At 74.3% G+C, this 18,241-nt stretch carries 15 protein-coding genes; 7 read left to right on the plus strand and 8 right to left on the minus strand.

What is annotated here, in order from left to right; genetic code table 11:
- Positions 1-8 precede the first annotated feature (8 nt).
- The 4 genes from ACZ58N_RS12480 to ACZ58N_RS12495 all read left to right on the plus strand — a co-directional run bounded on the left by ACZ58N_RS12480 (position 9) and on the right by ACZ58N_RS12495 (position 4,025).
- Positions 9-1,457: a peptidoglycan D,D-transpeptidase FtsI family protein gene (locus tag ACZ58N_RS12480; protein WP_471158138.1), complete on the plus strand. Its 1,449-nt coding sequence runs from the start codon at positions 9-11 to the stop codon at positions 1,455-1,457.
- A gap of 90 nt (positions 1,458-1,547) precedes the next feature.
- The gene (locus ACZ58N_RS12485) at positions 1,548-2,039 is read left to right on the plus strand and encodes a GNAT family N-acetyltransferase (RefSeq protein ID WP_471158140.1); all 492 of its coding nucleotides are present in this window, start codon (positions 1,548-1,550) and stop codon (positions 2,037-2,039) included.
- A 105-nt stretch (positions 2,040-2,144) separates the two neighbouring features.
- Positions 2,145-2,849 (plus strand): DsbA family oxidoreductase, encoded by a 705-nt coding sequence (locus ACZ58N_RS12490; RefSeq protein ID WP_471158142.1) that lies wholly within the window; start codon positions 2,145-2,147, stop codon positions 2,847-2,849.
- Positions 2,850-2,966: 117 nt separating this feature from the next.
- On the plus strand, positions 2,967-4,025 hold the full coding sequence (locus ACZ58N_RS12495) for an aminotransferase class V-fold PLP-dependent enzyme (protein WP_471158144.1): 1,059 nt from the start codon (positions 2,967-2,969) through the stop codon (positions 4,023-4,025).
- Positions 4,026-4,149: 124 nt separating this feature from the next.
- Here the strand turns inward: ACZ58N_RS12495 and ACZ58N_RS12500 are convergent, their stop codons facing one another.
- On the minus strand, positions 4,150-5,220 hold the full coding sequence (locus ACZ58N_RS12500) for an aminotransferase class V-fold PLP-dependent enzyme (protein WP_471158146.1): 1,071 nt from the start codon (positions 5,218-5,220) through the stop codon (positions 4,150-4,152).
- 82 nt (positions 5,221-5,302) lie between these two features.
- On the opposite strand from ACZ58N_RS12500, the gene ACZ58N_RS12505 reads away from it, so the two are divergent.
- Together ACZ58N_RS12505 and ACZ58N_RS12510 are read left to right on the plus strand one after the other, a co-directional pair.
- On the plus strand, positions 5,303-6,394 hold the full coding sequence (locus ACZ58N_RS12505; protein ID WP_471158336.1) for an amidohydrolase family protein: 1,092 nt from the start codon (positions 5,303-5,305) through the stop codon (positions 6,392-6,394).
- Positions 6,395-6,718: 324 nt separating this feature from the next.
- On the plus strand, positions 6,719-7,663 hold the full coding sequence (locus ACZ58N_RS12510) for an SCO1860 family LAETG-anchored protein (protein WP_471158148.1): 945 nt from the start codon (positions 6,719-6,721) through the stop codon (positions 7,661-7,663).
- 105 nt (positions 7,664-7,768) lie between these two features.
- Here ACZ58N_RS12510 and ACZ58N_RS12515 read toward each other — a convergent pair whose 3' ends face one another.
- Together ACZ58N_RS12515 and cobC are read right to left on the minus strand one after the other, a co-directional pair.
- Complete coding sequence (locus ACZ58N_RS12515; RefSeq protein WP_471158150.1) at positions 7,769-8,992, minus strand: CapA family protein; 1,224 nt, start codon at positions 8,990-8,992, stop codon at positions 7,769-7,771.
- Positions 8,993-9,083: 91 nt separating this feature from the next.
- The gene (gene cobC, locus ACZ58N_RS12520) at positions 9,084-10,493 is read right to left on the minus strand and encodes an Rv2231c family pyridoxal phosphate-dependent protein CobC (protein ID WP_471158338.1); all 1,410 of its coding nucleotides are present in this window, start codon (positions 10,491-10,493) and stop codon (positions 9,084-9,086) included.
- Between the two features lie 172 nt (positions 10,494-10,665).
- Here cobC and ACZ58N_RS12525 point away from each other — a divergent pair, with 172 nt between their 5' ends.
- Positions 10,666-11,391: a ZIP family metal transporter gene (locus tag ACZ58N_RS12525; RefSeq protein ID WP_471158152.1), complete on the plus strand. Its 726-nt coding sequence runs from the start codon at positions 10,666-10,668 to the stop codon at positions 11,389-11,391.
- A gap of 13 nt (positions 11,392-11,404) precedes the next feature.
- Here the strand turns inward: ACZ58N_RS12525 and ACZ58N_RS12530 are convergent, their stop codons facing one another.
- The 5 genes from ACZ58N_RS12530 to ACZ58N_RS12550 form a co-directional block, all read right to left on the minus strand.
- Positions 11,405-12,790, minus strand: a complete 1,386-nt coding sequence (locus ACZ58N_RS12530) for a cobyrinate a,c-diamide synthase (protein WP_471158340.1) — start codon at positions 12,788-12,790, stop codon at positions 11,405-11,407.
- The gene (gene cobO / locus ACZ58N_RS12535; RefSeq protein WP_471158154.1) at positions 12,790-13,389 is read right to left on the minus strand and encodes a cob(I)yrinic acid a,c-diamide adenosyltransferase; all 600 of its coding nucleotides are present in this window, start codon (positions 13,387-13,389) and stop codon (positions 12,790-12,792) included. Before cobO ends, ACZ58N_RS12530 begins: the two co-directional genes overlap by 1 nt.
- On the minus strand, positions 13,389-15,536 hold the full coding sequence (locus ACZ58N_RS12540; RefSeq protein WP_471158156.1) for a putative cobaltochelatase: 2,148 nt from the start codon (positions 15,534-15,536) through the stop codon (positions 13,389-13,391). The genes cobO and ACZ58N_RS12540 overlap by 1 nt, the downstream gene beginning before the upstream one ends.
- A gap of 154 nt (positions 15,537-15,690) precedes the next feature.
- Positions 15,691-17,253, minus strand: coding sequence for a cobyric acid synthase (locus ACZ58N_RS12545; protein WP_471158158.1), 1,563 nt, complete (start codon positions 17,251-17,253; stop codon positions 15,691-15,693).
- Positions 17,250-18,209 (minus strand): cobalamin biosynthesis protein, encoded by a 960-nt coding sequence (locus tag ACZ58N_RS12550; protein WP_471158160.1) that lies wholly within the window; start codon positions 18,207-18,209, stop codon positions 17,250-17,252. The genes ACZ58N_RS12545 and ACZ58N_RS12550 overlap by 4 nt, the downstream gene beginning before the upstream one ends.
- Positions 18,210-18,241 lie beyond the last annotated feature (32 nt).

The following is an 18,241-nucleotide window of genomic DNA, read 5'->3' on the forward strand; positions in this document are numbered from 1 at the left end:
TCTGGGGGATGAACAAGACGATCAGGCGTGCGTCGGTCTTCTGTCTGCTTCTGGTGCTGGCCCTTTTGGTGCGGGTCACCTGGGTGCAGGCGTACCAAGGCCAGGCCCTCGCAGACGACAAACACAACCGGCGCAACCTCATCGGGCAGTACGAGAACCCGCTGGGCAACATCATCGTGGGCGGGGAGGCGATCACCGGCTCGGAGAAGACCGGCGGCAAGGACTTCGCGTACAAGCGGACCTACGTCGACGGCCCCCTCTACGCGCCGATCACCGGCTACAGCTCGCAGGCCTACGGGACGACCATGTTGGAGGGTGTCTACAAGAACATCCTGAACGGCAACGACACCCGGTTGAAGACCGTGATGGACATGCTCACCAACAAGCGGGCCGACCCGGGCAACGTCCTGACCACGATCGACAAGGGCGTCCAGAAGGCCGCGTACGACGCCCTCGACGGCAAGCAGGGCGCCGCCGTGGCGATCGATCCGGCGACCGGCGCGATCCTCGCCGTCGTGAACAACCCGTCCTACGACCCCGGTCGCATCTCGGGCGCCAACGACAAGGCCGCCTGGGACGAACTCTCGGCCGACAAGGGCAAGGCCATGGAGAACGTCGCCCTGCGCAAGCCGCAGGCCCCCGGCTCCACGTTCAAGTTGGTCACCCTCGCCGCGGCGATCGAGAACGGGCTGATCACCAACATCGACCAGCAGACCGGAGTCCCGGCCCCGTACACGATCCCCGGCACCCGCACGAACCTGCCCAGCGAGGCGGGCGACGCGGCCTGCAACAACGTCTCGGCCCGCACCGCGCTCAAGCTGTCCTGCAACAACGTCTTCGCGGAGCTGGCCTTCAAGCTGGGCCAGGACAAGATGCGCGCGATGGCCGAGAAGCTCGGCTTCAACGAGCAGATCGACACCCCGATCCGGACCAACCCGTCCAGCAAGTACCCGTCGAAGAAGATGTCCGTCGACCAGGTCGCGCAGACCGGCATCGGCCAGTTCGACGTGCAGGCCACCCCGCTCCAGATGGCCATGGTGACGGCCGCGATCCAGAACGGCGGCAAGCTGGTCGCCCCGCACGTGGTCTCCGAGGTGACCGATGCGGACGGCAACGTCCTGGAGAGCTTCAAGGACCCGAAGTCCGAAGAGGTCATGAGTCCGAAGACGGCGTCGATGCTCGCGGACGCGATGCGCACGGTCGCCACCGAGGGCGGCGGCAAGCCCGCGCAGGTGGCGGGCGCCGAGGTGGGCGGCAAGACCGGTACCGCCCAGCGCGGTGTGAACAACAGCATCCCGCCGCTCGCCTGGTTCACCTCGTATGCCAAGGCCGGGGACAAGCAGATCGCGGTGGCCGTGATGATCGAGAACTCGGACACCGACCGCACCGAGATCGGCGGCGGCAGGCTGGCCGCGCCGATCGCCCAGAAGATGATGGCGGCCTGGGTGAAGAAGTAGCCCGGGCACAGTGGCCCCGGGCAGGTCCACCCCCTCCCGCACGGCCCGCGCGCCGGGAACCGACCAGGTTCCCGGCGCGTTTTCCCCTCCGTGATCAGGAACGCGCGCGCCGCCGACGTCAACGCCATAGCCGCCCTGCACGCGCGGGCCCGGGCCACCTACTACGCGGGCCGGGTACCGGAGGAGACCTACGCGGGCGACCTCGCGCTCGCGCGGGCGCGCGAGGCCTGGTCCCGCGCCGTGGCCAGGACCGCGCCGGAGGGCGAGGTCCTGTGCGCCGAGCGCGACGGCCAGGTCACCGGGGTCGCCGCCTTCCGCAACGCCGACGGCGAGACCACCCTCACCCAGCTCCACGTCGACCCCGACCACTGGCGTCGGGGTACCGGCGCCGCCCTCCACGAGGCCTGCCTCGACGCCTGGCGCAGGGCCGGGATCGAACAGGTCCGGCTGGAGGTCTACGGGCACAACCTCCGTGCCCAGGCCTTCTACGCGGCCCATGGCTGGGAGTCGGAGCCGCCGTCCGGCCGCACCGGCTCGCACCTCACCCTCCGGTTGCGCGTGCCTCCCGTGTCCGGGGAATGAGACGCGGGGGCGAATGGTTGAAGCTCGAACCGTTTGGTTCGAACCGTCCCGTTCGAACCGTTCGGCTCGAACCGTCAACCCCGGGAACCGGAGAGAAGAAGGAACATGCGCGTCGAGATCTGGAGCGACATCGCCTGCCCCTGGTGCTACATCGGAAAGGCCCGCTTCACCAAGGGCCTGGCCGACTTCGCGCACCGCGACGAGGTGGAGGTCGTCTTCCGTTCCTTCGAGCTCGACCCGGGCGGCGCCAAGGGCGTCACCGCACCCGTCGTGGACATGCTCGCCCGCAAGTACGGCCGCACCCTGGAAGAGGCCCGCGGCATGGAGGAGCACGTGGCCTCCGCGGCCCGCGCCGAGGGGCTGACGTACCGGACCGAGGGCCGCGACCACGGCAACACCTTCGACATCCACCGCCTCCTGCACCTGGCCGCCGCCCGCGGCCGCCAGGAGGAACTGCTCGACCTGGCCTACCTCGCCAACTTCGGCGAGGAGCGTTCCGTCTTCGACCCCGAGGTCCTGGTGGCCCTCGCCGTGGAGGCCGGACTGGACGAGGCGGAGGCCCGCGCGGTCCTCGCCGACGACTCCGCCTACGCCGCCGAGGTGCGGGCCGACGAGCGGGAGGCGTCCGAACTCGGCGCCAACGCCGTTCCGTTCTTCGTCCTGGACCGCCGCTACGGCATCTCCGGCGGGCAGCCCGCCGAGGTGTTCACCCGGGCGTTGGAGCAGGCCTGGGCCGGACGCGAGGTGGCCGAACCCGCCGCCGTCGACGCGTGCGAGCCCGACGGCTCCTGCGCCGTCCCGCAGGCGTAGCGCCGGGACCGGCTCGGGACCGGAGCGACTCGATCCGTCGTGCATAAGTCAACCTTTGGGTCGGCGCGTAAAACTCGGCAATGGACTTTGGGTTGATCCTGGCGCAGAGTTGACGCCATGGGTCTTTCGCTCTCCGACGTGTCCCGCGCCGAGTTCGCGCACTCCACCACCTACCTGAACACCGCCACCTGCGGGATCCTCCCGCGGGCGGCCGTGGCCGAGGTACGGGCCCTGGCCGACGCGGCCGGGGCCGCGGACCCCGCCGGCTTCGGCGACTTCGACCGGGTGAACCGGGTACGGGCCGCGTTCGCCCGGCTCGTCGGGGTCGACCCGGCCCGGGTGGCCGTCGGCTCCGCCGTCGCCACCCACGTGGGACTGGTCGCCGCCTCCCTCGCGCCCGGCGCCGAAGTCCTCTGTCCCGAGAACGAGTTCGCCTCCGTCATCAACCCCTTCGCCCTGCGCGGGGACCTCAAGGTCCGCTACGCGCCCCTGGAGGAGATGGCCGGAGCCGTCGGCCCCGACACGACGCTGGCGGCCCTGAGCGCCGTGCAGTCCGCCGACGGGCGGACGGCCGACCTCGCCGCCGTCCGCGCGGCGACGCGCGCCCACGGAGCGCGCATGCTTGTCGACGCGACCCAGGCGGCGGGCTGGCTGCCCTTCGACGCCGCGCCCTACGAGTACACCGTGACCGCCGGCTACAAATGGTTGCTCGGCACGCGCGGGGCCTCGTACCTGACGGTGTCCGAGGAGGCCCAACAGGACCTGACGCCGCTCCACGCGGGGTGGGTGGCGGCGGAGTCCATGTGGGACGCCACCTACGGCCCCATGCCGGAACTCGCCCACGACGCACGCCGATTCGACGAGTCACCGGCCTTCCTGGCCTACCACGCCGCCGAGCCCGCACTGGCCCTGCTGGAGCGCGTCGGCATCGAGGCCGTCCACGCGCACGACACCGCCCTCGCCGCCCGCTACCGGGCCGGCCTGGCCCGTCTCGGCCACGAGCCCGTGCCGGGCACGGCGCCGATCGTCTCCGTCCCCGGCCTGGCCTCCCGGCAGCCGGAACTGCTCGCCGCCGGCGTGTCCACCGCCGCCCGCGCGGGCGCGCTGCGGGCCTCCTTCCACCTCTACAACACCGAGGCGGACGTCGACCGCCTGCTCGACGTACTGGCGGGCTGACCCGACCGCGGTCCCCCCTGCCGACCGGTGGCGGGGGCCGTTCCCGCCCCGGGGCCGACGTCGAACCTCCGCCGCGGGGCCGCCCTCCGGGCGAGGACGGCGGTTCGGCGTTCGACGACGGGCCCTACCGCCAGGCCGAGGCCGCCGCCGAGAGGGCCGGCGCCGGGTCGGCGGACAGGGCCGTGGCCAGGGCGCGCAGCGACGCCTCGACCGCCTCCGGGGAGGCCGCCGGGCCGTAGTGGTTGACCCGGATCATCTCCGAGGCCAGCGCCCCGCCGCCCGCGGCGAGCGGGGCCGCCGGGTCCGCCGCCAAGGCCTTCGCCACCAGCGAGGAGGCGTCCGCGACCCGCAGCGTCGTCGCCACCGGAGCGGCCTGCGCCGGATCGCGCACCCAGGGGGACAGGCCCAACGCGGCGGCGCCCGCCCGGGTCGCCCGGGCCGCGCCCGCGTGCCGGGCCAGTACCCCGTCCGGGCCCTCCACCCCGATCCGCTCCAGGCAGGCCTCCAGGGCCAGCATCTCCAACTGCGCGGGCGCGTGCAGCAGCGTCCTGCGACCTCCGTCGATCCAGCGCTCCTTCCAGTCCAGGAGGGAGAGGTACGAGCGGCGCGGGGCCGCCGGATTCTCGGCGAACCGCGCCCACGCGCGCTCCGAGACCGACACCGCCGAGACGCCCGCCGGACCGCCCATCGCCTTCTGCGCGCCGATCACGCACAGGTCGACGCCCCACGCGTCCGGCAGCAGCGGCTCGGCGCCCACCGAGGCCACCGCGTCCAGCATGAACAGCGCCCCGTGGGCCCGTACGGCCTCACCGATCTCCGCGACCGGGTTCGTGTTGCCGGTGGCCGCCTCCGCGTGCACGAGCGACACGAAGTCGATCTCCGGGTGCGCGGCGAGCGCGTCGGCCACCTGGGCGCCCGTCACGGCGGTGTCGAACGGCACGGCGAGATCCACCACGCTCGCCCCGCAGTCGCGCAGCCAGTTGCCGAAGGTGGTCCCGTAGGGGCCGGTGACGACGTTCAACGCCGTGGACCCGGGCCGCGCCCCCGAGCGGATGCACCCCTCCAGCGGCAGCAGCGCCTCGCCCTGGGTGATCACCACGTCCTGGCGGGTGTCGAGGAGCCGCGCGACCCCCCGCTCGATCGACGCGAAGTGCTCGGCGGTGAGCGGCGGAAGGTCCAGGAGGGGGTGGGTCACGGCTGTGCTCTCTTCGTCCGGGGTTTCCGGTCGAGCGTACCCAGCGCGCACGTACAGTGCCGACATGACCGATGCAATGGCCATGCATGACGGCGCAGTCATGCATGTGAAGGGACGTGTGCTCGTCGGGCCCCACGAGGTGCGCGACGAACTCTGGATCGTCGGCGGCCGGATCTCCTACGAGCGGCCGCGCACCGCCCGCGAGGTCACCACGGTCACCGGCTGGGCGCTGCCGGGCCTGGTCGACGCGCACTGCCACGTCGGCCTGGACGGCCACGGCGCCGTCGACGCGCCGACCGCCGAACGGCAGGCCCTCACCGACCGGGACGCCGGCACCCTCCTCATCCGGGACGCCGGTTCCCCCTCCGACACCCGCTGGATCGACGACCGCGACGACCTGCCGAAGGTCATTCGGGCCGGTCGGCACATCGCCCGCACCCGCCGCTACATCCGCAACTACGCCCACGAGATCGAACCGGCCGACCTCGTCGAGTACGTCGGCCGTGAGGCCCTGCGCGGTGACGGCTGGGTCAAGCTGGTGGGTGACTGGATCGACCGCGAGGTGGGAGACCTGACGGCCTGCTGGCCGCGCGCCGAGGTCGAGGCGGCCATCGCCGAGGCACACCGGTTGGGCGCCAGGGTCACCGCGCACTGCTTCGCCGAGGACTCCCTGAGGGACCTCGTCGAGGCGGGCATCGACTGCGTGGAACACGCCACCGGGCTCACCGAGGACACCATCCCGCTGTTCGCGGAACACGGTGTCGCCATCGTGCCGACCCTCGTCAACATCGCCACGTTCCCGAAGATGGCCGCGGGCGGCGAGGCCAAGTTCCCCCGCTGGTCGGCGCACATGAGGCGACTGCACGAGCGGCGGTACGACACCGTCCGCGCGGCCTGGGACGCGGGCGTCCCGGTGTACGTCGGCACCGACGCGGGAGGTTCCCTGCCGCACGGGCTGGTCGCCGCCGAGGTGATGGAGCTCGTCAGGGCCGGCATCCCGGCCCTGGACGCCCTCTCGGCGACGGCGTGGGCGGCGCGCGAGTGGCTCGGCAGGCCCGGTCTGGTCGAGGGCGCGCCGGCGGACCTCGTCGTCTACGGCACCGATCCGCGGGCCGACGTACGGGCTCTGGCGCAGCCGGACCGGGTGATCGTGAACGGCACGGTCCGCGCCTGAAGCGCGACGGCCGGGGCCGCCATGTTCCCGGCCGCTCGCGCGCACCGGGTTGACGGGCCGTGTCGTCGCGGCCCGTCCGTCGTTTGAAACGCCTTGTCGGAGGCGTGGCGGGCCCTGTGGTCGGGGCGGGGGAGCACTCGTGTGCCGGTCGGGGCGCAATGAATCGAATATGTGCATGGAAACCACCCGTTGGGGTGAACTCCCTCCAGGTTTTCGCCCGTTCACCCGGAGTGCGTAAAAATTCCCAGGGTCGAGGCCGTCGGCGCGCGCAATGTCCCCCATTGGCGGCGCGACGGCTCCCATCTCCCCGGGGGTTCCACCACCTTGAACAGCAACACCTTCCGCATGCCCGCGGTCGCCCTGCTCGCCGCGGGGGCGGTCGCCCTCCTCGCGGCGCCGCCCGCCCTCGCCACGGGCGGCACCGGCGAGGGCGGCGAGGGCAGTTCCGGCGCCGTCGTCCTGCGGGCCGGACTGGACGTGAGCCTGCTCAACAAGACCGTGAACGTACCGCTGAAGACCTCGCTCAACGAGGTCAGCGCGCCCCGGACGGCCCAGCAGACGGCCCTCACCGTCACCCTCGACGGGGTCGAGCAGGGACAGCCGATCAACATCCTCAAGGCGGACGTCGCCACGTCCAAGGCGACCGCGGACAAGAACCGGGCCGAGGCCGAGGCCAACCTCGCCAAGGCCCGCGTGCACGTCCCGGGGCTGCCCGCCCTCTCCCTCATCGAGGTGGAGAAGGTCACCTCCAAGGCCGTCTGCGAAGCCGGCAAGAAGCCCGTGGCCACCTCCAACGTCCTCGGCTCGGTGACCGCCCTGGGCAAGAAGACCACCCTGTCCGCCGCCGGACCCACCGTGGTGGACGTGCCCGGAGTCGGCGCGGTCACCCTCGAACTGTCCGCGACGGAGACCACCTCCACCACGGCCGCCGCGACCGCGCTGCGGCTCAAGGTGGCCGTGAACCCGGCCAAGTTGAACGTCGCGGAGGTCGACGGCGAGATCGTGCTCGCCGAGGCGCACTGCACCGCCCCGGCGGGCCCGGCCCCGAACGCCGAGCCGGCGGCGAAGCCGGACGCGAAGCCCGCGGCCGTCGCCGACGTCAAGCCGCAGACGGCGACGGGCGGCAAGCCCGCCGCCCAGGCCAACCTCGCCGAGACGGGCGCCGGTTCCGTGACCCCGTACGTGGCGGGCGGCGCGCTGCTCCTGCTCGGCATCGGCGGGTGCGCGCTCGTCGTCACCCGGCGCGGCAAGGCACCGCAGGGTTCGTGACCCGGCGGGGCGGGGCTCCGCGCACCGGACGAACCGGTGCGACGGAGCTCCGTCGGGCGGCGGCGCCCCCGGGGCTCCGGCGGCGGACGGGCGGACGTCGACCGGTCAGCGGGTGGCGTGCTCCAGGCCCTGGGCGGTGGCCCCGCGCGAGGTCACGGCCTCGGTGACCTGACGGTCGATGCGCCCGTACTCGGTGCGCTTCGCCGCGGGGAGGGCGGAGTCGGAGGCCGAGCAGGAGGCGCAGACCACCCGGAACGGGGGCCCCATGTCCGAGTACTGCGTGAGGTACTCGGCCTTCACCACCTCCCAGCGGCCCGGATGCGCCGCCGAGGGGGAGAAGGTGAAGCGGGGGATCGAGGACTGGTTGCCGCGCAACTTGTCGGCCGGTACGAAGCTGGCGACCTGGTCGCCCATGCCGAAGACCACCCAGGTGCCGTTGATCTTCTCGTAGGGCTGGGGCACGTGGTTGTGCGTGCCGATGATCAGATCGATGTCGGCGAGGCCGTCGGCCGAGCGCGAGGCGGTCAACGCCTGCGCCAGATCGCGTTGCTGCTGGTCGGGCGCGGTCTGCCACTCGGTGCCCCAGTGGATGCTGAGCACCACCACGTGCGCGCCGGCGGCCCGGGCCGCCCGGGCGTCGTCGATGATCCTCCGCTGGTCGATGAGGTTGACCGCCCAGGGCTTGCCCGCGGGGAGCGGGATCCCGTTGGTGCCGTACGTGTACGACAGCTGGGCGACCTTCGCGCCGCCCGCCGAGAGCAGGGCGGGGGCCTTGGCCTCCTCGGCGCTGCGGGCGGAACCGACGTGGGGGATCCCGACCCGGTCGAGGTGGTCGAGGGTGCGGACGAGACCGTCCCAGCCGTCGTCCAGGGTGTGGTTCGAGGCGGTCGAGCAGCTGTCGTACCCGGCGTCCTTGAGCGCGTCGGCCAACTGGTGGGGGGCCTTGAAGGTCGGGTAGCCGGTGTAGGGGCCGCCGGGCCGCCCGTACGGTATCTCGTGGTGGCACACCGCCAGGTCGGCGGCGGACACCACCGGTTTGACCCCGGCGAGTATCTTCCGGAAGTCGTACTCGCCCGCCCTGCCCGCGTCGTCCGCCGACCGTTGGATGATCGACGGGTACGGGATGATGTCACCCGTCGCCACCAGCGTGAACGGCTTTCCGGGGGTGCCGCCGCTCGCCGCCGGGCCGGGTTCGGTCCCCCCTGGCCGGCCCTGGAGACGCTGGTCCGTGGCGCCGTTGTCGAGCAGGCCCGGGACCGCGTACACGGCCGCGCCGCCCGCCACGACCAGCCCCGCCAGAACCACGCCTATTCGTATGGAAGCCTTCACGGCCGCCGCCCCCTGTCGTCGCACGCTGTCGGCACACCGGCCGTGGCCGCCATCGTAGGCACGCCCCACGGGCTCTGCCGCAGGGACCCGGTCACCGCCCGGCCAGGGCCAGCGCGTGGTCCAGGGCCTGGAGGAGGCGGCCCGTCGTCGCCCGGTCGCGGACGGCCAGCCGCAGCCAGGACCCGTCGAGCCCCGGGAAGGTGTCCCCGCGCCGGACGGCGAAGCCGAGCGCCCGCAGCCGGGTCCGTACCTCCATCGCCCCTTCGACCCGGATCAGGACGAACGGTCCCTCGGCCTCTCCCACGACCGTGACCTCGTCGAACTCCGCGAGCCCGGCCAGCAGGTGCGCCCGGTCCACGGCGATCCGCCCCGCGGCCGCCTCCGCCTCCGCCAGCGCGGACGGCTCCAGACAGGCCTCGGCCGCGACCAGCGCCGGGGTCGACACGGGCCACAGCGGCTGCGCCGCCGCCAGCTTCGCGATCACCTCCGGCTCCGCCAGGACGTAGCCGACCCGCAGCCCCGCCAGCCCCCACGTCTTGGTCAGGCTGCGCAGCACCACCAGGCCCGGCACGTCGAGCCGCCCCGCGAGGGCCTCCCGCTCGCCCGGGACGGCGTCCATGAACGCCTCGTCGACGACGAGGATCCGGCCCGGCCCGGCCAGCGCGGCCAGGGTCGCCGCCGGATGCAGGACGGACGTCGGGTTGGTGGGGTTCCCGACCACCACCAGGTCCGCGTCCTCGGGCACCGCCGCCGGATCCAGCCGGAAGCCGTCCGAGGCCCGCAGCAGGACCCGTTCCACCTGGTGTCCGGCGTCCCGCAGGGCCGCCTCCGGCTCGGTGAACTGCGGGTGCACCACCACGGGCCGCACCGCGTCCAGGGCGCGCGCGATCAGTACGAAGGCCTCCGCGGCCCCCGCCGTCAGCAGCACCCGCTCGGTCGGCACCCCGTGCCGCCGGGCGACGGCCGCGCGGGCGGCCCGACCGTCCGGGTAGGCGGCGAGGTCCCCGAGGCAGGCCGCGAGCCGTTCCTTGAGCCACGCCGGTGGCGTGTCCGCCCGTACGTTGACCGCCAGGTCGACCAGCGCCCCGCCCGCGTCCAGGACCTCCGCGTCCCCGTGGTGGCGCAGGTCGTGCGGCCGGACCGTGGCCACGGCGCAGGTCGCCGCCATCGACCGGCGCTTGGGCACCAGGAGTTCCCCGCCGCCCGCCAGCGCCGCGGCCTCCGCGACGGAGCCGGCCCCCGTCGCCCGGAGCGCCGCCCCCGACGGGTGCGGTACCTCGATCCGCGCGAGTTCCTCCGCGGGATGGCCCACCAACGGCACGCCGAAACGTTCCGCCGCGCCCACGATGCCCGGCTCCGCCGTCTTGGCCTCCACGGTCGCCAGCGCCGCCACCGCCTCCACGGTGAGCCCGGCGCCCCGCAGGGTCTCCTCGATCAGCGCGCAGACCTCCGCCACCGAGACCCCCGCGCGTGCGCCGACCCCGACCACCAGCCGCGTCACGTAGTCGCCCACCGGGGTCCTCCCTCCCTCGTCACGGTCGCGGTCACCCGTCGGCCATCCGTCCGTACGTCGTTCGTCCCCGCCGGTACCGCGTTCCCGCGTCAACACCGCGTAGTCCGCCCCACCGCACACGGAAGTGCGCCGGCGCCCCGCAATCGGTATTCAGGGGCACATGGCGGTGATCGTGGCGTTGGGCGCGTTCCTGATGACGCTGGCGGGTGGCTGGACGGCGCAACGCGTCACCGACCGCCGCCACCTCGTGCTGGGCCTGGCCGGAGGGCTGATGCTCGGCGTCGTCGGCCTCGACCTGCTCCCCGAGGCGATGCACGCGGCGGGCAGCGAGGTCTTCGGCGTCCCCCTCGCGCTCCTGCTGTTCGTGGCGGGCTTCCTCGTCGGGCACGTCGTGGAACGCCTGCTGGCCGTACGCCAGGCCGCGCACGGCGCCGAGGACGGGGCCCGGGTACCCCAGGTCGGGCTCACGGCTGCCGCCGCGATGGTCGGCCACAGCCTCGCCGACGGGGTGGCACTGGGCGCCGCTTTCCAGGTCGGCGGGGGCATGGGCGTCGCCGTCGCGCTGGCCGTCATCACCCACGACTTCGCCGACGGGTTCAACACGTACACGCTCACCCGGCTGTACGGGAACGCCCGCCGCAAGGCCGTGCTGATGCTCTTCGCGGATGCCGCCGCACCCGTCGTGGGCGCCGCGTCCACTCTGCTGTTCACCCTTCCGGAGGAACCTCTGGGCGCGTACCTCGGATTCTTCGGCGGGGTCCTGCTGTACCTCGCCGCGGCCGAGATCCTGCCCGAGGCGCACCACGACCACCCCGCCCTGTCGACACTGATGTGCACGGTGGGCGGGGTGGCGGGCATCTGGCTCGTCGTGGGCCTCGCGGAGTGAGCTCACCTGCCGGTCACCGGTGTCGCGCCGCGGCTTCCGCGAAACGACGGGCGACGGACGGCCGGGCCGCCCAGTGGGTGTGCAGGTAGCTGGCGTGCACCCCGTCCCGGACGAAGCCCTCGACGCGGCGCTCCGGATGGGTGAACCCCCACGCCGGCGCGGACCCGGCGCCCGGCTCGATCACCGTCCGGTGGAACTCGTGCCCCCGCAGCCGGGTACCGGCCGCGGCCAGGGCGCTGTCCGACACGGCGACCGCCTCGCGGTAGCCCAGCGTCAGCCGCTCCGACATCCGGGCGTCCGCGTCGAGGACCCCGCACATCGGCTTCCCGTCCAGGGTCCGGGCCAGGTACAGCAGGCCCGCGCACTCGGCGGCCACCGGCCCGCCCGCCCCGGCGAACGCGGCGACCGCCTCGCGGAGCGGTTCGTTGGCCGACAGCTCCGGCGCGTACACCTCGGGGAACCCGCCGCCGATCACCAGACCGGCCGTACCGTCGGGCAGCGCCTCGTCCCGCAGCGGATCGAAGGTGACGACGCGCGCGCCCGCCGCGGTGAGCAACTCCGCGTGCTCGGCGTACGAGAACGTGAACGCCGCCCCGCCGGCGACGGCCACGACGGGCCGCCCGTCGAACGGGCCGACGGCCGTGTCGCCGCCCTCCTCGGCCAGGGCCGTCCCGGGCGACCAGGGCTCGCACTCCATGGCAGGCGCCGTCCGGGCCAGCGCCATCAGCGCCTCCAGGTCGCAGCCCGCCCGGACCTGCTCCGCCAACGCCGCCACGGCGGCCAGGGCGTCCGTACGCCGCTCGGCGACCGGGACCAGCCCCAGGTGCCGGGACGGCGTCGCCACCTGGGGCGCCCGCCGCAGCACGCCGAGGACCGGCATCCCGGCCTCCTCCAACGCCTCCCGCAGCATGACCTCGTGCCGGTCGGAACCCACCTTGTTGAGGATCACCCCGCCGAGGCGGACCATCGGGTCGAAGGAGGCGAAGCCGTGGACCAGCGCCGCCACCGAACGCGACTGCGAGGAGGCGTCCACGACCAGGACCACCGGCGCCCGCAGCAACTTCGCGACCTGCGCCGTCGAGGCCAGCTCGCCCCGCCCCGCGGCTCCGTCGTACAGCCCCATCACGCCCTCGACCACGGCCAGGTCGCAGCCGGCGGAACCGTGCGCGAACAGCGGCGCGACCAGCTCCGGCCCGCACATGAAGGCGTCGAGGTTGCGGCCCGGGCGGCCGGTGGCGAGCGCGTGGTACCCCGGGTCTATGTAGTCGGGCCCGGCCTTGTGCGGGGACACGGCCAGGCCGCGTTCCGCGAAGGCGGCCATCAGGCCCGTCGCCACGGTGGTCTTGCCGCTGCCGGACGACGGCGCGGCGATGACCAGCCGGGGCACGTTCACGGACATCACCACTCGATGCCCCTCTGGCCCTTCTGGCCGGTGTCCATCGGGTGCTTGACCTTGGTCATCTCCGTGACCAGGTCCGCGAACCCGATCAGCTGCTCCGGGGCGTTGCGGCCCGTGATGACCACGTGCTGGGTACCCGGCCGGTTCCGCAGCACCTCGATGACCTCGTCGACGTCGATCCAACCCCAGTGCATCGGGTACGCGAACTCGTCCAGCACGTACAGCTTGTGGGTCTCGGCGGCCAGGTCGCGCTTGACCTGCTCCCAGCCCTCCTTGGCCGCCTGCTCGTTGTCCAGCTGGGCGTCGCGCTGGACCCAGGACCAGCCCTCGCCCATCTTGTGCCAGACGACGCTGCCGCCCTTGCCGGTCTCCCCGAGCGCCTTGAGCGCGTTCTCCTCGCCGACCTTCCACTTCGCCGACTTGACGAACTGGAACACCCCGATCGGCCACCCCTGGTTCCAGGCGCGCAGCGCCAGCCCGAACGCGGCCGTCGACTTGCCCTTGCCCGGGCCGGTGTGCACGAAGACGAGCGGCCGGTTGCGGCGCTGACGCGTGGTGAGCCCGTCGTCCGGAACGACGGACGGCTGTCCCTGGGGCATTACGCGACCCTCCTGTTGCTGTTGTGCCCGGCGCCGGACGCCACCGAGGTACGTACGTTCTTGACGAGCCCGGCCAGCGCGTCGGCCCGCAGCCCGTCGAGGGTGACGGACGGACCACCGAGGTCCGCGGCCAGCACCCCGGCCAGCCCCAGCCGGACCGGACCGGCCTCGCAGTCCACGACCACCGAGGTGACCCCCTCCGCCCGCAGCAGCAGGGCGGCGCGCTCGGACAGCTCGCGGGGCGTGCCCTGGGCCGAACCGCCGACGCCCCCGGCCGAGGTGGCCCGGCCGTCGGTGACGACGACCAGCAGCGGCCGGCGCGAGGGATCGCGCAGCCGCTCGATCCGCAGGACCTCACGGGCCTTCAGCAGCCCGGCGGCCAGCGGGGTGCGACCCCCGGTCGGCAGGCGTTCCAGCCGGGTCGCGGCGGCGTCCACGGACGAGGTCGGGGGCAGCGCCAGCTCTGCGGCGGCACCCCGGAAGGTGACCAGACCGACCTTGTCCCGGCGCTGGTAGGCGTCGAGCAGCAGCGACAGCACGGCGCCCTTGACCGCGCTCATCCGCTGCCGGGCGGCCATCGAGCCGGAGGCGTCGACCACGAACAGCACGAGGTTGCCCTCGCGGCCCTCCCGGGTCGCCTGCCGCAGGTCGTCCTTGCGGACCACCAGCCCGGTGCCGCTGCGCCCGCGCGCCCGCTGGTGCGGGGCCGCGGCCTGCACGGTCGCCGCCAGGTGCAGCTTCGTCAGCTGACCGCGGGGCCGCCGGGCGCCGGTGGTCCGGCCGTGCGCGGTACGGGCGCGCGAGCGCCGACCGGCGGCGCCGCCCTCACCGAGGCCGGGCACGCTGAGCATCCGGGTGCGGAACGGCTCGGAGGCCCTTACGGCCGCCTGCTCGGGCCCGTCGGCGCCGGCGTCGCCCTGCGCGGGCTGCGGCTCGGGTCGCGGTTCCGACGGCTCGGACGGCTCGGGCTCGGGCGACCGCTCGTCCCCGGAGCCCTCGGGCACGGGCGGGGCCGGCTGCCCCCGACCCTCGTCGGGCGGGGGAGTGCCGCCGCCGTCGGGACCGCCGTCGGGGCCGTCGTCGTCCGGGCCCTCGGGCTCCGGGTCGGGCTCGGGCTCCTGGTCGGGCTCGTCGTCGGGGAAGCGGTCGAGGATCTCGTCGAGCTTGTCCTCGTCCAGCCCCGGCGCGTCGAACGGGTTGCGGCGGCGCCGGTGCGGGAGCGCCAACAGGGCCGCCTGCCGGACGTCCTCCTTGCGGACGTCCGTCCGGCCCGCCCAGGCCGCCAGCGCGGTCGCCGTGCGGGCCATCACGATGTCGGCGCGCATGCCGTCGACCTCGAAACCGGCGCAGGTGGCGGCGATCCGCAACAGCGCCGTGTCGTCCAGCACCACCTTCGGGAGCAGGGCCCGCGCCGCCACCACCCGGGCCCGGACCTCGTGCTCGTCCCCGGCCCAGCGGCCGGCGAAGCCCGCGGGATCGTCCTCGTACGCGAGCCGGCGGCGCACCACCTCGACCCGCAGGGCGGGCTCGCGGGACGCGGCGACCTCCACGGTCAACCCGAACCGGTCCAGGAGCTGCGGCCGGAGCTCGCCCTCCTCGGGGTTCATGGTGCCGACGAGCAGGAAGCGGGCGTCGTGGCGCACGGAGACGCCCTCGCGCTCCACGTACGAGGCGCCCATCGCGGCGGCGTCCAGCAGCACGTCCACGAGGTGGTCGTGCAGGAGGTTGACCTCGTCCACGTACAGGATGCCGCGGTGGGCGTCCGCGAGCAGGCCCGGCTCGAAGGCCTTCACGCCCTCGGCGAGGGCCCGTTCGATGTCCAGTGCGCCGACGAGACGGTCCTCCGAGGCACCGACCGGGAGCTCCACCATCCGCGCGGGGCGGGCGCTGCCGGGGCCGGGTTCGTGGGGGCCGTCGGGGCAGGCCGGGTCGGGCGCGGTGGGCGCGCACGAGAACCGGCAGCCGGGTACGACGTCCACCTGCGGCAGCAGCGCCGAGAGCGCGCGCACGGCGGTGGACTTGGCGGTCCCCTTCTCGCCGCGCACGAGCACGCCGCCGACCGCCGGGCTGACGGCGTTCAGCAGGAGCGCCAGCCTCAGGTCGTCCTGCCCGACCACCGCCGTGAACGGGAAGTGGGTGCTGCTCATCCGCTGATCACTCCTTCGAGGGAACCGGGCCGGTCGCTCATCGAGCCGCGACGGCCGTCGGCCATGGGGTTCTGGTGTTCGCGGTGCGTCCGGGGCCGCTCCACCGCCGGGTGCCCCGCGTCCGAGGGGCCGCGCCCCGGGACGCGCGGCGCCGTCACGGCGCACCCGGCGGCAGGAACGGCAGCCCGTCCGGGACGCCCGACTCGACGAGCCGCAGCAGTCCGGCGGTGTCGGCGTGTTCCTCGATCAGGTCGCCCAGCAGATCGAGCTGTTCCTCGCGCAGCAGCCCGAACGAGGTGTCCGGGGCGGGCACGAACCGGCGGCCCGCGGCCGCGGCCACCTCCCGCAGGAAGGCCCGCCGGAAGCCGTCCGACTCCAGCGAGCCGTGCCAGTGGGTGCCCCATACGGCACCGACGCGACAGCCGTCGAGGAACGGCTCCCCGCCCAGCACCTCGGCCACCCCGTGATGGATCTCGTAGCCCTCGACGGGCTCGCCCAGCGCCGAGCCGACCGGCCGCGCCAGGGTCTTCTCCCGGGCGAAGCGGACGCGCACGGGCAGCAACCCGAGGCCGTCCACCGCGCCGGCCTTCGACTCGACCTCGTCCTCGATGTGCTCACCGAGGAGTTGGAAGCCGCCGCAGACGCCGAGCACCGGACGGCCCTCGGCGGCCCGCCGCGAAAGCGCGTCGGCGAGCCCCCGCTCCCGCAGCCAGGCCAGCGCCTTCACGGTGCCGCGCGTGCCCGGTACGACGACCAGGTCGGCGTCCGCCAGCTCCTCGGCCCGGTCCACGAACCGCACGACCACGCCCGGCTCGGCGGCGAGGGCGTCGACGTCGGTGAAGTTCGACATGAGAGGCACCGCGCACACCGCGACCCGCAGCACGTCCTCGCCGACCGGCGGAGCCACCACGGACTCCCGGACGGCCCCGCGCAGGGACACCCGCAGCCCGTCCTCCTCGTCGATGCCCAGCCCGTGCTGGAACGGCAGCACCCCGTACGTCGCCCGCCCGGTGAGACCGCGCAGCATCTCCAGGCCGGGCTCCAGGAGGGAGACGTCGCCCCGGAACTTGTTGACCAGGTATCCGGCGATCAGCGACTGGTCCTCGGGGGACAGCAGGGCGGTCGTCCCGAAGAAGGACGCGAAGACGCCGCCCCGGTCGATGTCCCCGACCACGACGACGGGGAACCGCGCGGCCCGCGCGATGCCCATGTTCACGATGTCGGTCCGGCGCAGGTTGATCTCGGCCGGACTGCCCGCCCCCTCGCAGATCACGGCGTCATACGTGCCCCGCAGCTGCTCCAGGCAGTCGGTGACGACGCCGAGGAGCTGCTCGCGGTGCCCACCGGGCGCGGCCGACCCGGGGAGCCGGTCGGGGCCCGCCGTGCCGAAGAAGCCGCGCGCGCTCATCTCGCCCACCGGCTTGCCGAGCAGCACGACCTGACTGCTGCGGTCGCTGCCCGGCTTGAGCAGGACCGGGTTCATCAGCGCGGTCGGTTCCACCCGGGCCGCCTGGGCCTGCATGGCCTGGGCCCGCCCGATCTCGGCGCCCTCCCGGGTCACGAACGAGTTCAGCGACATGTTCTGCGCCTTGAAGGGGGCCACCTTCACCCCCTGGCGGGCCAGCCACCGGCAGATGCCCGCCGTGACCACGCTCTTGCCCGCGTCCGACGTGGTGCCGGCGACCAGCATGCCGCCGCCGCGCCCGGTGCCGCTCATGCGCGCCGTCCCTTCGACGTGGTGCGGGAGACCAGCAGCCGGGCCGTGACGCAGGCGCCCAGCGCCAGCCAGGTGACCTGCCGCGACAGGCGTACGGCCCGCTCAATGTCGGCGACCTCCACGGGCCGCCCGGTCTCCCCGTTCAGCACGGCACGGTGCTCGGTCCGGCCGCCGTAGGACAGGGTGCCGCCGAGCCGGACCCCGAGCGCCCCCGCGAAGGAGGCCTCCACCGGTCCGGCGTTGGGGCTGGGGTGGGCGGCGGCGTCGGCGCGCCAGGCCCGTACGGCTCCCCGACGGTCGGGACCGGCCACGACGGCGGCCAGCGCCGTCAGGCGGGCCCCGGGCCAGCCGGCCAGGTCGTCGAGGCGGGCGGAGGCCCAGCCGTAGCGCAGGTGACGGGGCGACTTGTGGCCCACCATGGCGTCCAGGGTGTTCACGGCGCGGAAGGCCAGCAGGCCGGGCACCCCGGCGGCGGCCCCCCACACCAGCGCCCCGACGACCGCGTCGGAGGTGTTCTCGGCGACGGACTCCACGACGGCCCGGGCCATCTGCTGCCCGTCCAGGGACTGGGGGTCGCGCCCGCACAGGTGGGGCAGGCGTTCACGGGCGACCTCGGTGTCACCGACGGCGAGCGCCCCGCCGATGGCGCGCGCCTCCCGCCCCAGCGAGGTGCCCCCGACGACCGCCCAGGTGGCGGCGGCGGTCAGGGCCACGCGGGCGGCGGGGCGGGAGCGCACGGCGCGGGCGGCCAGGACGCCGACGGCGGTCGCGCCCCCGGCGCACACCAGGGTGTGGAGGACACCGCGGGCGCGGTCGTCGCGCCACAGGGCGCGTTCGACGGCGGCGGCGGCTCTCCCGAAGGCGGCCACGGGGTGCCCGCGGCGCGGATCCCCGAGGATCCGGTCGCCGATCAGGCCCGCCGCGGCGCCGTACGCGAAGACGCGATCGGCACGCATGGTGGCAGCAATGTCCTCACTCAGGGTCCGCG

This window comes from Streptomyces sp. NPDC040432, from assembly GCF_055595445.1.

What these genes read in the sequence shown, in the direction of transcription:
- ACZ58N_RS12480 (WP_471158138.1), top strand. Translation starts at nt 9, where the DNA reads ATGAACAAGACGATCAGGCGTGCGTCGGTCTTCTGTCTGCTTCTGGTG.
- ACZ58N_RS12490 (WP_471158142.1), top strand. Translation starts at nt 2,145, where the DNA reads ATGCGCGTCGAGATCTGGAGCGACATCGCCTGCCCCTGGTGCTACATC.
- ACZ58N_RS12495 (WP_471158144.1), top strand. Translation starts at nt 2,967, where the DNA reads ATGGGTCTTTCGCTCTCCGACGTGTCCCGCGCCGAGTTCGCGCACTCC.
- ACZ58N_RS12505 (WP_471158336.1), top strand. Translation starts at nt 5,303, where the DNA reads ATGCATGACGGCGCAGTCATGCATGTGAAGGGACGTGTGCTCGTCGGG.
- ACZ58N_RS12525 (WP_471158152.1), top strand. Translation starts at nt 10,666, where the DNA reads ATGGCGGTGATCGTGGCGTTGGGCGCGTTCCTGATGACGCTGGCGGGT.
- ACZ58N_RS12530 (WP_471158340.1), bottom strand. Translation starts at nt 12,790, where the DNA reads ATGTCCGTGAACGTGCCCCGGCTGGTCATCGCCGCGCCGTCGTCCGGC.
- cobO (WP_471158154.1), bottom strand. Translation starts at nt 13,389, where the DNA reads ATGCCCCAGGGACAGCCGTCCGTCGTTCCGGACGACGGGCTCACCACG.
- ACZ58N_RS12540 (WP_471158156.1), bottom strand. Translation starts at nt 15,536, where the DNA reads ATGAGCAGCACCCACTTCCCGTTCACGGCGGTGGTCGGGCAGGACGAC.
- ACZ58N_RS12545 (WP_471158158.1), bottom strand. Translation starts at nt 17,253, where the DNA reads ATGAGCGGCACCGGGCGCGGCGGCGGCATGCTGGTCGCCGGCACCACG.
- ACZ58N_RS12550 (WP_471158160.1), bottom strand. Translation starts at nt 18,209, where the DNA reads ATGCGTGCCGATCGCGTCTTCGCGTACGGCGCCGCGGCGGGCCTGATC.